Source organism: Nostoc sp., assembly GCF_036917415.1.
Taxonomy (GTDB): domain Bacteria; phylum Cyanobacteriota; class Cyanobacteriia; order Cyanobacteriales; family Nostocaceae; genus Nostoc.
In genome coordinates this window covers 348,364-363,286 of the sequence record NZ_JBALDJ010000114.1, presented here as the reverse complement: position 1 = coordinate 363,286, position 14,923 = coordinate 348,364, and the positions used below count along the sequence as shown (strand labels likewise).

Annotated in this window: 13 protein-coding genes and 2 pseudogenes; 3 read left to right on the top strand and 12 right to left on the bottom strand. The window is 43.0% G+C overall.

The annotated features are described in order from the left end of the window. Positions 1 to 287 precede the first annotated feature (287 nt). The 11 genes and pseudogenes from psb34 to V7K41_RS27025 form a co-directional block, all read right to left on the bottom strand. The gene (psb34, locus tag V7K41_RS27070; protein WP_334853193.1) at positions 288 to 458 is read right to left on the bottom strand and encodes a photosystem II assembly protein Psb34; all 171 of its coding nucleotides are present in this window, start codon (positions 456 to 458) and stop codon (positions 288 to 290) included. Positions 459 to 564: 106 nt separating this feature from the next. Continuing rightward, positions 565 to 756: a hypothetical protein gene (locus tag V7K41_RS27065; RefSeq protein ID WP_334853192.1), complete on the bottom strand. Its 192-nt coding sequence runs from the start codon at positions 754 to 756 to the stop codon at positions 565 to 567. A 141-nt stretch (positions 757 to 897) separates the two neighbouring features. Continuing rightward, entirely contained in the window at positions 898 to 2,532 is a 1,635-nt protein-coding gene (locus V7K41_RS27060; protein ID WP_334853190.1) for a mucoidy inhibitor MuiA family protein, read from the bottom strand. 100 nt (positions 2,533 to 2,632) lie between these two features. Next, the gene (locus V7K41_RS27055) at positions 2,633 to 3,574 is read right to left on the bottom strand and encodes a LysR family transcriptional regulator (protein ID WP_334853188.1); all 942 of its coding nucleotides are present in this window, start codon (positions 3,572 to 3,574) and stop codon (positions 2,633 to 2,635) included. Positions 3,575 to 3,819: 245 nt separating this feature from the next. Continuing rightward, entirely contained in the window at positions 3,820 to 4,608 is a 789-nt protein-coding gene (locus V7K41_RS27050; protein ID WP_334853186.1) for a BMC domain-containing protein, read from the bottom strand. A 57-nt stretch (positions 4,609 to 4,665) separates the two neighbouring features. Continuing rightward, on the bottom strand, positions 4,666 to 5,439 hold the full coding sequence (locus V7K41_RS27045) for a transferase (protein WP_334853185.1): 774 nt from the start codon (positions 5,437 to 5,439) through the stop codon (positions 4,666 to 4,668). A 165-nt stretch (positions 5,440 to 5,604) separates the two neighbouring features. Then, positions 5,605 to 5,850, bottom strand: a pseudogene (locus tag V7K41_RS33025) (ribulose bisphosphate carboxylase small subunit); the annotation flags it as partial. Positions 5,851 to 5,952: 102 nt separating this feature from the next. Continuing rightward, positions 5,953 to 7,617 (bottom strand): annotated as a pseudogene (locus V7K41_RS27040) (ribulose bisphosphate carboxylase small subunit); the annotation flags it as partial. Between the two features lie 101 nt (positions 7,618 to 7,718). Beyond that, entirely contained in the window at positions 7,719 to 8,021 is a 303-nt protein-coding gene (locus tag V7K41_RS27035; RefSeq protein WP_334853180.1) for a EutN/CcmL family microcompartment protein, read from the bottom strand. A gap of 6 nt (positions 8,022 to 8,027) precedes the next feature. Beyond that, complete coding sequence (locus tag V7K41_RS27030; RefSeq protein WP_010995041.1) at positions 8,028 to 8,372, bottom strand: carbon dioxide-concentrating mechanism protein CcmK; 345 nt, start codon at positions 8,370 to 8,372, stop codon at positions 8,028 to 8,030. Between the two features lie 91 nt (positions 8,373 to 8,463). Beyond that, positions 8,464 to 8,772, bottom strand: coding sequence for a carbon dioxide-concentrating mechanism protein CcmK (locus tag V7K41_RS27025; RefSeq protein WP_012410633.1), 309 nt, complete (start codon positions 8,770 to 8,772; stop codon positions 8,464 to 8,466). 658 nt (positions 8,773 to 9,430) lie between these two features. Between V7K41_RS27025 and V7K41_RS27020 the strand changes: the two genes are divergently transcribed. The 3 genes from V7K41_RS27020 (at position 9,431) to V7K41_RS27010 (ending at position 14,104) form a co-directional block, all read left to right on the top strand. Next, entirely contained in the window at positions 9,431 to 11,287 is a 1,857-nt protein-coding gene (locus tag V7K41_RS27020) for an NAD(P)H-quinone oxidoreductase subunit F (protein ID WP_334853178.1), read from the top strand. Between the two features lie 89 nt (positions 11,288 to 11,376). Next, entirely contained in the window at positions 11,377 to 12,879 is a 1,503-nt protein-coding gene (locus V7K41_RS27015) for an NADH-quinone oxidoreductase subunit M (protein WP_334853176.1), read from the top strand. 94 nt (positions 12,880 to 12,973) lie between these two features. Continuing rightward, on the top strand, positions 12,974 to 14,104 hold the full coding sequence (locus tag V7K41_RS27010; RefSeq protein WP_334853174.1) for a CO2 hydration protein: 1,131 nt from the start codon (positions 12,974 to 12,976) through the stop codon (positions 14,102 to 14,104). A 17-nt stretch (positions 14,105 to 14,121) separates the two neighbouring features. Here V7K41_RS27010 and V7K41_RS27005 read toward each other — a convergent pair whose 3' ends face one another. Beyond that, the gene (locus tag V7K41_RS27005) at positions 14,122 to 14,826 is read right to left on the bottom strand and encodes a Uma2 family endonuclease (protein ID WP_334853173.1); all 705 of its coding nucleotides are present in this window, start codon (positions 14,824 to 14,826) and stop codon (positions 14,122 to 14,124) included. Positions 14,827 to 14,923: the final 97 nt, after the last annotated feature.

Sequence of the window (14,923 nt, the reverse complement as noted above, 5' to 3'; positions counted from 1 at the left end):
AAGCTAAGAACATCGGAAGCTGGGTGCGGTGAAAGTCGCACGCCCAGATTTAACTGAGAGGTGCGGGGAATAATATCCCCCATCGACTCAAACCTGATTAGCTCGATCGCAACTGATGACACCGCAAGTAGTGAATGCTTGACTCGCTATCTTGATTTACCAACCACCACAATAGTTTTTTAACGTAGTAAGCCTCTAAAACACAAAAAGCCCCGACTAAATTAGCCGAGGTAAAGTCGAGAAGTGAGATTAACGATGAGATACAGCGATACCGAAATCAAAAAATCTTAGCTAACGCTAAAACCAACCAAAACTAAAGCGGTGACGATTAAAGTTGCAAAAAGACCCTGTGAAAGGTATTTACGTTGTTCCCAAATTGCTGGGTACTCAGCGTAGTACATCTTGGGTTCTGCTGCGTAGTTGTTGAGAATGCCGTCTTCGTTAGTGGTGGTATACATGGTTTTTTTTCTTTGTTTACTTATGTAACTAAATATAACATTTTTGTTACAAATCGTTAATAAGACTTGACAAAGAAAGACTGATGGTAGATATAAAGGTGACTTATCAGCGATCGCAGATTCTGGCGAAGCGGTTCCAGACGATGAAAGCAGCTTGTCTATAGCCCTCTTTTACCACTCTAGACAGAGGAAAAAGGGCGATCGCATTGGAATGACGATCTCGATCTACCAGGACGCCCCCAGAGTAGTTTTTTGATATAGAACGAAGTAATACCATTTCTTTGTGAGCCTGCGCCAAACTTTTTTAACTTTTTTCTCTGTGTCCTTTGCGTCCTTTGCGGTTCGTTTTTCTTTCTTGTACTTATGGTTTAGCGCATCTTCATACAGAATTGGTATAACACACTCTACTAATATTGGAAAACTTATTTTTCAGCAAGCCCTAAATATCTAACCCAACTACCATTAAGTCTGGTGGATGTTCAACATTAAACTGGTAATATATCTCTCGTCGCTCTTGGGGTGGAAGAATTAACTGCCATTCTAAAATCCCCATTTCACCAAGTTGAATTTGTGGGTTGCTGCGACTGAGACGTACTTTAATTTGCTCGTTGCGGCTAACTGGCAATTGTTCAGTTAGTTTCAGATTTACTTCTTTCTCTAGTAAGTTAGTGATTATCAACCGATAACTATAAGTAATCCGACGCTGGCTGCTAATTAATCTTTTATCTACTAGACGCTCAACTAAGTCGCGCTCAATTTTTAAACCTTCATCAATTCCTAAGTTCAGTTTGAATTCTTGCCCTGGTGCAATATTTTCTAACTGAGTTGTCCCAATGAAAACATTATCGCGGAAAATATTCGCTTTACCTGGTAACAAAGTCGCACCGTTGGGACTATTTTTCACATTCGCTTGCAAATAAGCAAAACTTACCAAGCGCGGCATTGCCACATAATCGAAGCTACAAGGATAATCATCGTTGAAAATCGTAGTTTTATGGGGTGCGCCATCACTAGGAATGTTACCACCACCATTCAGTTTAAAGGTAACTACACTCCCTTCTTTGGATACATCTGCTGTAACGGTTTCTGCTGCGATAAAACTATCCTCTGCAACTTCTTCTTCTTGCCAATCCGTTCTGGCAGCAGCAGCAGGCAGTTCTGGTATGCTAGGCAGCAGTGGTGCCTGGGCAGCAAATCGAGATCGTCGTTGTCGCACTCTTCGGGAAAGTGAACTATCAATATACCAAGGTTCAAGTTTGGGTGGAAGTGTACCTAATCCCGGTTTAGCGGTAGAAAGGGTGAGATTTGCACCAATCCAATCTTCACCAGTGCTTTGAATGATTTCTGCAAGGTAACTCAGATGTACAATATCGCTAGTAGTGCTAAAGCGCAAGTCATAAAGCGGATTCCAGCTAGCGCGATTTACTATGTAAGACACCTCTAATTCAAATTCACCTTCACCTGCAACTTCAACGGCTACAACTAAGCTAAAACTCTCTTTGGGATGGGGTGTTTGGATTATTTGCAACGAGGTGTGGAGTGCTTGCAGTTGTTTGTCTAATTCCTGCTGTTGGGTTTTGCACTCTCCAGATGCGATCGCATACTCACTATACTGGCTTCCGAGAAAATTTAAAAAATCCAAAGTTTCGCTGAGGCTAAGATTTTTCCGAGACAAACTCTGTGCAAAGGGTTCTTCTGTTTTTTCACGTAAGCCGGCGATAAAACTAGATTGCAATGCCAAAGCATCCACCTGGGCTTGTAAATGGCGTTTTTCTGCTTCTAATTGCTGAATTTGCCTTGTCAAATGTGCTACTCGCTCCGCTAGAGGTTCAGTAGTGTAGATGCGATCGCTACTAACTCCCACCAAGCGCACCCCTACTGTACCTGTCCCACTAACCCGAACAGACTCAGTTTCTAGAGTCATTGGCACTGGGGTAATTACTAATTCTTGTTCAATTCCTGTTAAATCAACTACACCCCGCCGTGTAACCAATGCTCTGTCAACATACACGGTAACAGCTACAATCTCGCTTTGTACTGTTTTGCGCCAAGACGGTATTTCCGGGTTAACCACTGCCAGTTTTCCCCCATTTTTAATGATTCTGCTGGTTAATTGTCAATGCTTCCCGGTCTAACCGTCAACCCCTTTAGGGAATTCTTAATTACGAATTACCTTAACCGTGAATTGGTTCAAGCGCACTAGAAGCAGTATCGGAGTTTTGCTCGACAAAATTCTTTGCCGCAGCTAGTAGATACTCATAATAGGCACGAGCGACGATAGATAGCTGCTTGCCAGATGGGTAAACCATGTACCAATGCCGCTGAATGGGGAAGTGTTGTACATCTAAAATGCTGAACTCTGAAGCGTCTGATAGTAAGGTATGACGGGATAAAATAGAAATTCCTAAGCCACCTGCGATCGCTTGTTTAATTGCTTCATTACTTCCCAATTCTAGCTTGACTTTTACCGTCACCCCTTCTTCTTCAAATAGCTTTTGGACGGCGCGACGAGTTCCTGAACCTGGTTCCCGCATAATAAAAGGTTGGTTAGACAGGCGTTGTATAGGAATATTTTTTTCTTTGGATAAAGGATGATTAGTTGGTGCAAAGACTATCAAAGGATTTTCTAGAAATGGTTCACAAGTCACATCTATATTGTCTGGAATTTGACTCATAATATATAAGTCATCTAGATTCTGACTCATCCGTTCCAAAATTTGTTCGTGATTCGTGACTTGCAACGAGATATCAATCCCTGGATAAAGTTCGCAAAACGGCCCTAACAAACGTGGGATAAAATATTTTGCTGTTGTAATCACTGCCAAACGTAATTGTCCTTGTTTTAGCCCTTTTAAATCTGCTACCTTCATTTCATACTGGGCTATATTGTGAAAAATCTGCCGACAAGTAGCAAATAATTCCCGTCCTGCCTCCGTCAGATACAATCGCTTCCCCACTTGCTCAAATAATGGCAAACCTACCGATTTTGTTAGTTGCTTGATCTGCATAGAAACGGTAGGTTGGGTGAGAAACAATTCCTCAGCAGCACGAGTAAAGCTACTGTGCCGTGCCGCCGCCTCGAACACCTTTAACTGGTGCAGCGTCGCTTGGTTCAAGGTTGATTCTCCTATATATAGCGATTAATAGATATAAAACTAGTATTGCTGAACACTGGCAAATGATATAGTGATGCTCACAGAAAGTTACGAGTTTTATCATAGATAAAACTCTATTGTTTAGATTTAAATAAAGGTATTTTATTTATGGATTGAAGAAGCTATTATTCAGAATAGCTAAAGCGTAAGATGCCTTCTATATCCCGATGAATGATGATAGATGATTTTTCAAAATTCATCTATCATCATTCATCATTCCATAATTCTTCTTGAACTTTTGTAGGTAGCTTGGTTAAGTCTGGTAGTCTTAATACCTCGATTTCCGCAACTTGTTCTTTAATATTCACTGGCAAGTTTAACGGTTCGCGTTCTTCTATCCAGCAGCTTGCTAATGGCAAGGTTAACTCCATTTCGTCCAGCGGTCGGGGAATTACCATCACTGCATTCAATTCCCCAATGCGTTCTGCTTCAAACATTCCGGCTTCCACTGCTACCGCCACATTTGCTACAGAACCACGAATAATTGCTGTACATAAACCCCCACCAATTTTTTCATAAGCTGCTAAATGAACATCAGCAGCTTTGAGCATGGCATCACACGCTCCTACCATTGCGGGAAATCCTCGCGTTTCTACCAAACCAATTGCTTGATTACTCAGACGGCTGGAATTGCCCTCTTGCATTAATTTAGTGAAACGAGTTGTGATCGGAAGCACTATATCTAGGTTGGGATAAGGTCGGGGAATCACCAAACTAGAAACCAACTGACCAAACTGTTCAGCCGTTTGCACACCTGATTCTACCGCCAGACGCACATCAGCAATTCCACCCCGGATGATCGCAGTACAATGACCGCTACCTATTTTTTCATACCCTACCAGATGAACTCCCGCCGATTTCAGCATCATATCCGCCGTCCCAACGATCGCTGGAAAGCTGCGGGTAGAAACTAAACCCAAAGCAGTATCCTGAAAAGTTTCTTGATTACTCGCTCCTTGGATAGTGCGAATAGACCGTTGATTATATGTTTCCATGATGAATTCTCCAAAATACGGAAAAAGCCGACAACTTACAATTAACACTTACTCGAACTAATCGTCAGAGTTTGGGTCGTTCAAGGATTGTCTATGAGGAAACAGTGTTGTCAACAGTCTGTTTATACTCCCTTGTCCATAAATTTGAGTCCCAAAACCGTTAGGGGATTCGGCGGCTGGCTGACTGGGGTCTGAGTTCTGTTCTGTAGGCGGTTGGGCGGCTTTTGCCGTTGAGTCAGCATAATTCGTTGGTTCCTCCACAGGAGGAGGCTGACTTTCTGGAGTCGCGGGAGATTTAAAATAAGAAATCGACTTGTTTTGTTTGAAATCTACAAAAGCCGAAGCTGAGAAATTAGTTGAGGAAATTTCCTTTTCTTTAACTCCACCTAAACCATTTTCCTCTTCCTTCAGTGATGGTGCATTTGTAGTAGAAGTTGGGTTATTTGTAGATGGTTCTGACTGCTTTGTAGCGGCAATCTGCCGACTGGTGTCTCCTAAAATTGAACCAGGCGGTACTACTTGTCCAGGTTCAACCGAATAGTTGAAAACTGTAGTCGCTGAACCAATACAAGCATTTGCGCCAATTTTGCCTTTGCCAACCATCAAAAAACCTGCTCCCAGGTTGGCACCTGCTTCTACCTCTAGAGTGCCTTCATGGACTTGGAGAATTGCTCCCATACCAATACAGACCCCTGGCCCAATGACGATCTTGCTGTTTACAGCCGCTTGGAGGATCACCCCAGGTGCAAGTACCGCGCTTGGATGAATAGTCACCTCACCACTAATGTAAGTATCAAAGTTATTGCTGAGGCGCAGTAGCGGCACAGACATGGAAATTTTAACCTCGGAAGCCGGAAAATAGAGAGTTAGGAGTTAAAAGTGAGGAGTGAGGAGTTAGTTAAAAGTGGGGAGTTATAAATTTTAAGTTTGGAGTTATGAATTAACAATCTTTTTTAACTCCTAACTCCTAACTCCCAACTCCTAACTCCTAACTCCTTAAGGTCGTTGAATAATCGTTTCTAATACGCGACGCTTGGCTTTGGGGTCAACACCAATTAAGCGCACATATTCCCCTTGGTATTCGCCGAGTTGTCTTTCTACGGCTGCGATCGCTTCTCTTTCTGAGGAGGCTTGAATCTGACCAGTACTAGTCCAGGAACCTGTACGGAAGCGGCGCTCATCCACGTGTTCAATGCTAATTTTAGACCCGCTAGCCAATAATTGCCGGAGTTGGTCTACTACTTCAGAACTCAAGCGGGTACTGGTAGCTGTTGCTGTAGCAGTAGTAGAGGATGCACTAGTAGTAAATGATTTCTGACTGCCAGAAGAAGCGACTTGACCATTTGGACGTTGGATAATAGTCTCTAATACCCGCCGTTTGGCTTTGGGGTCAATACCAATTAAGCGTACATATTCCCCTTCGTATTCGCCGAGGTGTCCTTCTATAGCTGCGATCGCTTCTCTTTCTGAGGAGGCTTGAATTTGACCGGTACTAGTCCAGGAACCTGTACGGAAGCGGCGCTCATCCACGTGTTCAAGGCTAATTTTAGACCCGCCAGCCAATAAGTGCCGGAGTTGGTCTACGACTTCAGAACTCAAGCGGTTACTGCTAGCTGTTCCTGTAGCAAAGGGTGCTGCACTAGTAGTAAATGATTTCTGACTACCAGAGGAAGCTACTTGACCATTTGGACGTTGGATAATGCTTTCTAACACCCGCCGTTTGGCTTTGGTGTCAATACCGATTAAACGTACATACTCGCCTTGATGGCTTGCTATACATTCTTCCAAAGCGGAGATGACTTGATTTGTAGAAGTTGCTTCAATTGGCTTGCAACTAGTCCAGGAACCAGTGCGGAAACGCCGCTCATCTACGTGTTCCATGCCAATTTTGTAACCACCTGCCAAGAGTTGGCGGATTTGCTCTAGAGTTTCGCCACTAACTTTGCCACTGCTAGAACCGTTACCATTACCATTACCATTGCTGTAGCTTTCCTGGCTGTAACTGCTATTACCACGACTAGCCGGAGCTTTAAAGCTGGTAGCTGGTTTTGCATCATCATCAGGACGTTGGATGATGGCTTCTAGCACACGCCGTCTACCTTTGTCAATGCCAAACAGTCGGACATACTCGCCGCTATGGTTTGTTAAACAGCTTTCTAATGCTGCGATCGCTTCATCGAGCGATCTTGTTTCGATTGGTTGGCAACTAGTCCAAGAACCTGTGCGGAAACGTCTTTGGTCTACATGTTCCGTACCAATTTTATACCCTTGCTCCAATAGATACCGCAACTGATCTATTGTTTCTTCACCCAAGCTATTGCTCGACACTTCACTACTCCTTTCCAACTCTAAAACAGTAATACCATTACCTGTATAAGATTTAGCGTTCTCATCCCGAATGGGTGCTATACATTTAGTATCCGCAGCACAGAGATAACCAGCTCGTAATGCCTGATTAATTCCAACCACATGATGAGCAAATTCTTTATCTTGATCTTGCACATCTGGCAAACGGTCAGCTTGATGCTGGCTGGTAATTATCGCTCCCGAAGGTACATACTTACCAGAGGGAATCTCTACGTCTTGAATCAAAGCGTGCATCATCACGATGCAACCTGCACCCACCCTGGCATTAAACACCGTAGAGCGAAAGCCAATGAAGGAATTATCACCTACATAAGCTGGCCCGTGAATTAGAGCCATGTGGGTAATGCAAGCGTTTTTACCAATCCATACTGAGTATTTATTTTGGTCATCGCCAATTACTCGGCCTTGCTCCAACCCATGAATGACAACACCATCTTGAATATTGGTGTTTTCACCAAGATAAAAAGGTGTGCCTTCGTCCGCTCTAATCGTAGTCCCCGGAGCAACGATTACATTTGCACCTATTCGCACATCCCCAATTAAATTGGAGAATGAATGTACAAAGGCAGTTTCATGGACTTTGGGTTCAGCTAAATTCCTTGACCACGGGGTTGGGGGTGCCGCCGTGCTGCGGACTGCCATCGCGAGATTCCTCCTGTATTGTCGTCAGTTGTCATTTGTCATTTGTCCTTTGTCAGTTGTCGAGAGCTAATGACTTATGACTAATGACCAATGACTAATGACTATCGATATTGATCTTTTTTGCTGTAAATTAGGCGATCTTCAACGTGAATGGTATCTATGATCGCCACTACTACTGCATCTAATGGACGTTGTTCATTTCCAAGCACTTGACGAGCAACACTGCCACGACTGACAAGTACCCACTCATCTACTCCTGCTCCTACACTATCTGCTGCTACCTCATATTGTGGCAGGGTGTTTCCGTCTTCATCCACTAATTGTAACAACAGTAGTTTTACACCTCTAAGACTTGGATCTTTTTGGGTGCTAACTACTGTGCCGCGAACTTTGGCAACTTGCATTACAAATTACGGTCTTCTACCAAAAGGACGAATTGCATTTACATTTTCCCGGAACTGCTCTACGTCTTCGGTATAACGAATTGGGAGGACGTATTCCAAGTTTTCGTGAGGACGAGCAATGATATGAGTAGACAACACTTGTCCACCATTGACTCGCTTTACAGATTCAACTCCTGCGGCCACAGAAGCTTGCACTTCCGAAACGTCACCCCGAACAATTACCGTCACCCGACCACTACCGATTTTTTCATAACCTACTAAAGTGACGCGGGCAGCTTTTACCATTGCATCAGCAGCTTCCACTACTGCTGGAAAGCCTAGCGTTTCAACCATTCCCACTGCAATTGACATTAGTTTTAATCCCTATTTCAAAGTTTTTAGTTTTGGACAAAAGTGATGCTCAATCAGGCAAAGAGCGTTAATTACTTTGTTTAAACAGCTTTTAAGTACGGAATTGTTCCACCGCTTCTGTGTAACGTATCGGCAAGACGTATTCCAGGTTTTCGTGAGGGCGAGCAATGATGTGAGTGGATAACACTTCACCACCAAAGACTCTTTTCGCCGCTTCCACTCCAGCTGCTACAGAAGCTTGCACTTCCGATACATCTCCCCTAACTATCACGGTGACGCGAGCGCTACCAATTTTTTCATACCCTACTAAGGTGACACGGGCGGCTTTAACCATCGCATCAGCAGCTTCCACCACTGCTGGAAAGCCCTTCGTTTCAATCATTCCAACTGCAATTGGCATCGCAGAACTCCTACAAAATTAATGCAATCTGTACTGTCGTTTGAATTTTTTGACGGGGAGAGCCTGATCTTATAGCTAAGAAAACACTTCCAAATTAAGCATAGGAAAGCTTGGCGTTCCTGGCAATATAAATTACTATAATAGTTTATGATAAGAAAGTTTTAAAAAACTTAACATAAATTTATCTAGGCTTCTGAGCAATTAAAGTTTACTGATTCCTTGAGCAGCCACTTATGCTTTATAATTTCTTTATCACATTTACAAAACGACATTCGTAACCAAGGCTAATCCTAGCTGACAAGGGGTAAGCAGCGGCTGTATGTTTTGCTGTATCTATCTTTTCTCAAATATTGCTAAGTGTACAAGGACTAGGTAAAACATATATAAGTTTTTCAAATATATCGTATAAATTACTTTGGTCAAAGTAGAAATACAAATGTAAAAAGGTCGGTGATGTTAAGGCAAGTAAATGCTTTTGCTTATGTAAAGTTATATTTTAGTTATCATTTAATAGGGTAAAGTTAAGTAAAAGTACTTCTAAAAGTTTAGTTAAAATAATAGTAAAAAAACATCGATATTTTGATAAATTAATTTTATTAAATAAAAAATTGTTTTGAATTTTTTTAAAATCAAGGCTGAGTCATCAAGGGAAATTTAAATGGATCAATTTCTATTTTCAACAAGTTGGTTTGTGCCTTTGTATAGCTTATTAGGCGCAATTTTGGCATTGCCGTGGGGAATAGGAATAATTCAGCGAACAGGGCCAAGACCTGCGGCATACTTAAACTTGTTGACGACCGTTTTAGCTTTTGTCCATAGCCTGTTTGTATTTAAAAATATCTGGGATAGAGAACCAGAAAACTTACTAATAAATTGGTTCAAAGCAGCAGATTTAGACTTATCTTTTGCCTTGGAACTGTCGCCAGTCAGCATTGGGGCAACAGTTTTAATTACAGGGTTAAGCCTACTGGCACAAGTTTACGCTCTGGGTTACATGGAAAAAGACTGGTCGTTAGCGCGTTTTTTTGCGCTGCTAGGATTTTTTGAAGCGGCGCTGACTGGTCTAGCAATCAGTGATTCTTTGTTTCTCAGCTATGCCCTTTTGGAAGTCCTGACGCTTTCGACTTACTTGCTGGTGGGGTTCTGGTATGCTCAACCACTAGTAGTGACGGCGGCGCGGGATGCGTTTTGGACTAAACGGGTAGGAGACTTGTTGCTGCTGATGGCTGTAGTGACACTTTCTACCTTAGCTGGGAGTTTGAACTTTTCGGATTTATATGAGTGGGCGCAAACGGCTAATTTAAGTCCAATAACATCGACATTGCTGGGGTTGGCGTTAATCGCTGGGCCTGCTGGTAAATGTGCCCAATTTCCACTGCACCTGTGGTTAGATGAGGCAATGGAAGGGCCCAACCCCGCCTCGGTAATGCGGAACTCGCTGGTAGTAGCTGGTGGTGCTTATTTACTGTATAGATTTCAACCATTGTTAGCCCTGTCGCCAGTTGCCTTGAATGCCTTGGTAGTCATGGGTACGGTGACAGCGATTGGGGCGACATTAGTCTCCATAGCTCAAATTGACATTAAGCGATCGCTCTCTCATTCTACCAGTGCATACATGGGGTTAGTGTTTTTAGCAGTGGGGTTACAGCAAGGGGGTGTGGCCTTAATGTTGCTGTTAGCTCATGCGATCGCTAAAGCATTATTATTTATGAGTTCTGGTTCAGTCATCTTGACTACCCAAAGCCAAGACTTAACAGAAATGGGCGGCTTATGGTCGCGGATGCCAGCCACCACCACAGCCTATGTTGTTGGTTCAGCCGGGATGGTGACACTGCTACCACTAGGAAGTTTCTGGGCGATGCTAGCATGGGCTGACGGTTTCGTGAGTATTAGCCCTTGGGTAATTGGGGTTTTGCTATTAGTCAATGGTTTGACAGCATTGAATTTGACGAGAGTATTTAGATTAGTCTTCTGGGGTAAACCGCAACAAAAGACCCGTCGCACCCCAGAAGTTGGTTGGCAGATGGCTTTACCAATGGTGTTTCTGACAGTACTGACTCTGCTTCTACCTCTAATGTTACAGCAATGGTACTTACTACCAGATTGGGAAAGTATTAATTGGTATGTGGCGTTAGGGTTGTTTGGTTCTACCGTAGCGGGGGTAGGTTTAGGGTGTACAGTTTATCTGCACAAAGCTTGGTCAAGATCCAGAATCTTGGCGTGGAGATTTCTGCAAGACCTGTTAGGTTATGATTTTTATATTGACCGAGTTTATCTTGTAACCGTGGTAAGTGTAGTAGCACTGCTATCTAAAATTTCTGCTTGGAGCGATCGCTACTTGGTTGACGGTTTAGTAAACTTGGTTGGGTTTGCGACCATTTTTGGCGGACAAACTTTAAAGTACAGCATTTCTGGACAATCTCAGGGCTATATGTTGACCATCCTCGCAGTTGTCAGCGTCCTGGGCTTTTTCATCAGTTGGTCATTGGGTTTACTAGATAAATTGCCTTTTTAGAGGAGACGCGATAAATCGCGTCTGTACAAAACGTAGAGACGCGATAAATCGCGTCTGTTATTCTCCCTCATCCCCCCTACCCGAAGTCTATGCTTAGTGTTTTAATTCTAGTGCCGTTAATCGGCGCAGCTTTAATTGGTTTCTCGCCCTCTGGCATCAGTGGGAAATTTGCCCGTAGGGTGGCTTTGGTCTTTGCCAGTATTGCTTTTTTGTGGACAATCCTATTAGTAACTCAGTTCCATCCCGGAGAAATTACTCAACAGTTTGCTGAGTCTCTCCCCTGGGTAGATGCTTTAGGGTTGAACTATAACCTTGGGATAGATGGTTTATCTTTGCCATTGCTGGTTTTAAATGGATTGTTAACTTGTATTGCCATTTACAGCAGCGATGAATCCCTACAGCGTCCTAAATTTTATTACTCTTTGATACTATTATTAAGCGCTGGGGTGACAGGAGCCTTTCTAGCACAGGATTTACTGTTATTTTTCCTGTTTTACGAATTAGAACTAATTCCGCTGTATTTGCTGATAGCCATTTGGGGTGGCGCGAAGCGGGGTTATGCAGCGACTAAATTTCTCATTTATACAGCCGTTTCGGGAATCCTGATCTTAGCAAGTTTCCTCGGCATGGTTTGGCTGAGTGGTTCCTCTAACTTTGCACTAGCAACCTTAAATGCGACAACTTTACCTCTAGCAACACAGCTATTACTGCTAGCGGGAATTTTGGTAGGTTTTGGGATTAAAATTCCCTTAGTTCCCTTTCATACTTGGTTGCCAGATGCTCACGTTGAAGCTTCCACACCGATTTCTGTGCTATTGGCTGGGGTGCTATTGAAGTTGGGAACTTACGGCTTACTGCGATTTGGTATGAACTTGTTACCAGAAGCTTGGAGTTATCTAGCTCCTTGGTTGGCGACTTGGGCAGTCGTAAGTGTGCTGTATGGTTCATCCTGTGCGATTGCCCAAACCGATATGAAAAAAATGGTAGCATACAGCTCCATTGGACACATGGGTTACGTGCTTTTAGCTGCGGCCGCGGCCACACCTTTAAGTGTATTGGGTGCTGTAATGCAAATGATTAGCCACGGCTTGATTTCTGCAATGCTGTTTTTGTTGGTAGGGGTTGTGTATAAAAAAGCCGGAAGCCGTGATTTAGCAATTATTCAAGGATTGCTGAACCCAGAACGAGGTATGCCAGTAATCGGTAGCTTGATGATTGTCGGAGTTATGGCCAGCGCTGGTATACCGGGAATGCTAGGGTTTATTTCCGAATTCGTAGTTTATCGGGGAAGTTTTCCAGTTTTTCCAGTGCAAACTCTGTTATGTATGCTTGGTACTGGTTTAACAGCAGTTTACTTCTTAATTCTTGTCAACCGCGCCTTTTTTGGACGCCTATCTGCATCAGTTACCAACTTACCGCGTGTGTATTGGAGCGATCGCATCCCACCTGCAATTTTAGCTGCGCTGATTGTGATTTTCGGCATTCAACCTAGTTGGTTAGTGCGCTGGACTGAACCAACAATTACAGCAATGGTAAATACCCAAAATGTAGTAGCAGTGTCCTTGGATAAAGGAATGGGGACTGGGGACTAGGGATTGGGGACAAGGGGACAAGGAGAATAACCATGCCTAATGACCAATGACTAATGACTAATGACTAATCCCTAAACTTTTTGGAGAGATGGCAATGGTAACTATTAAAAAGAAAGCTACTCACAATCCCTTAGCTGAGTATATTGAACGTCTACAAAAAGGAGATGCATTACTCCCCGATACCCCAGAGAATGTGCTGGAAGTTGTTGGGATTCTTAAAAGCTATGGGATAGTTTTAGATGCCTATTCAAAAAATCTTAACTATATTGCCGAGCAGCAATTTTTAGTATTTTTCCCATTTTTTAAATACTTTAATGGAGAGGTTTCTTTTCAAAAACTACTCCGTCACTGGTGGCATGACCGAATTAATTTTGAATATGCCGAATACTGCATGAAAGGCATGATGTGGCATGGTGGCGGCGGACTAGATACGTATTTAGATACACAAGAATTTCAAGAAAGAGCGCAAGCTGTTATCGCCGCAAAATTTCAAAACAATCCCTTTATTCTGGCTATTAACCAACTGTTTCCAGATTTCTTAACAGAACAGTTGCGTGTCTCTGCTTACTACACCGGTTTAGGTCAATTCTGGCGAGTCATGGCTGATATGTTCCTCAACTTATCAGACCGCTATGACCAAGGCGAAATCAAATCGATTCCCCAAGTTGTAGACCATATTAAAGCAGGATTAGTGGCAAATGCATCAAACCCAATTACCTACGCTGTCAAAATTCGAGGTAAGGTCTATGAAATAATTCCTAAAAGCGTTGGTTTGACTTTCTTAGCAGATACAGCAATACCTTATGTAGAAGCAGTATTCTTCCGAGGAACTCCTTTCCACGGTACTGTTTCATACAACGCCCAAGGATATCAAATTCCCCCAGATCAAACTCGATTTCAATATGGTGCATTGTATGCCGATCCTTTACCCATTGGTGGCGCGGGTATTCCTCCTACCTTGTTGATGCAAGATATGCGTCATTATCTTCCAGAATATTTGCACGAAATTTATCGTTGCAGTCTTCGGGGTGAAGATGATTTGCGAGTTCAAATTTGCATGAGTTTCCAAAAATCGATGTTTTGCGTGACGACAGCAACGATTTTGGGACTGATGCCTTATCCTTTAGATACTAAAGATCCAAATGAGCAAAAAGGTAATCAAGTTTATTTAGAGAAGTGGATGAGTCGGTTACAAACTTCGCGGTTGCTGGATGTGAATAAATAGTTGATTTTTGATCAATATTATGCTTCTGGCTCAATGCCGAGCGATCGCAATTGAGCAGTTAAGCGATCGGCTCTTTCCTCACCAGTCAACAACAAATTACCTTGCGAATCCCACCAGCGTAGCCAAGGTAATTCCATATTCTGATATTGTCCTTGCCATAGACCTAACTCAACCTCTAAAGGAGGTATGGGATAATGTCCGCGTTCATTTGCTAGTAATAACTGATATTGTCCGCCAATTAATTCATAAACTTCCACGCTGGCTTTATTCACTTCATAAATGCCGTAGAAGGGAGGACGAATGACTTGCTCGTAAATCCAAAATTTCCCCTTCCAAGGAGTTTTGTCTCTCTCCTCACTGCCATCTCCAGAAGCAAATTCCAATACAATCAATGGGGCAATAAATTCTCGCCACAGTACATAAGACCTCCGTGTTTGCCCATCAAGCAAGGGTGGTACATTCGGTACATAAAACCAGTCTGGTGCTTCTGCTCCTTTTTCTGGGGGGTCAGTCATGCGCCAGTAGATACCGCTATCTTGACCAATACAGTATTGCCCATCAGAATGACGTTTTTGCAATATTGGTTTAATTGAGTCTGTTATGAGAATGCTTTGAGGATGTTCTTGAAAGTTTTTCACGAAAGTACCATCAGACTCTGGTAGCTGCGTATGGTCAGGGAAAGGAGTGAGTTCGTCGGTGGTTGGATTGGTTGCAGAGGTCATAAGATTACCTTTGCACTGGATAAGGGTTGTTTATTAGTTTAGCTTGCCAAAGGAGAGAGAAAAGCGATCGCACCAGTTCTTCCAAGCTAGGCTAAGT

Excerpts from the sequence above, each read along its gene's own strand:
- psb34 (WP_334853193.1), bottom strand. The coding sequence starts at position 458 with ATGTATACCACCACTAACGAAGACGGCATTCTCAACAACTACGCAGCA.
- V7K41_RS27010 (WP_334853174.1), top strand. The coding sequence starts at position 12,974 with ATGGTAACTATTAAAAAGAAAGCTACTCACAATCCCTTAGCTGAGTAT.
- V7K41_RS27030 (WP_010995041.1), bottom strand. The coding sequence starts at position 8,372 with ATGTCAATTGCAGTGGGAATGGTTGAAACGCTAGGCTTTCCAGCAGTA.
- V7K41_RS27045 (WP_334853185.1), bottom strand. The coding sequence starts at position 5,439 with ATGTCTGTGCCGCTACTGCGCCTCAGCAATAACTTTGATACTTACATT.
- V7K41_RS27025 (WP_012410633.1), bottom strand. The coding sequence starts at position 8,772 with ATGCCAATTGCAGTTGGAATGATTGAAACGAAGGGCTTTCCAGCAGTG.
- V7K41_RS27050 (WP_334853186.1), bottom strand. The coding sequence starts at position 4,608 with ATGGAAACATATAATCAACGGTCTATTCGCACTATCCAAGGAGCGAGT.
- V7K41_RS27020 (WP_334853178.1), top strand. The coding sequence starts at position 9,431 with ATGGATCAATTTCTATTTTCAACAAGTTGGTTTGTGCCTTTGTATAGC.
- V7K41_RS27035 (WP_334853180.1), bottom strand. The coding sequence starts at position 8,021 with ATGCAAGTTGCCAAAGTTCGCGGCACAGTAGTTAGCACCCAAAAAGAT.
- V7K41_RS27005 (WP_334853173.1), bottom strand. The coding sequence starts at position 14,826 with ATGACCTCTGCAACCAATCCAACCACCGACGAACTCACTCCTTTCCCT.
- V7K41_RS27015 (WP_334853176.1), top strand. The coding sequence starts at position 11,377 with ATGCTTAGTGTTTTAATTCTAGTGCCGTTAATCGGCGCAGCTTTAATT.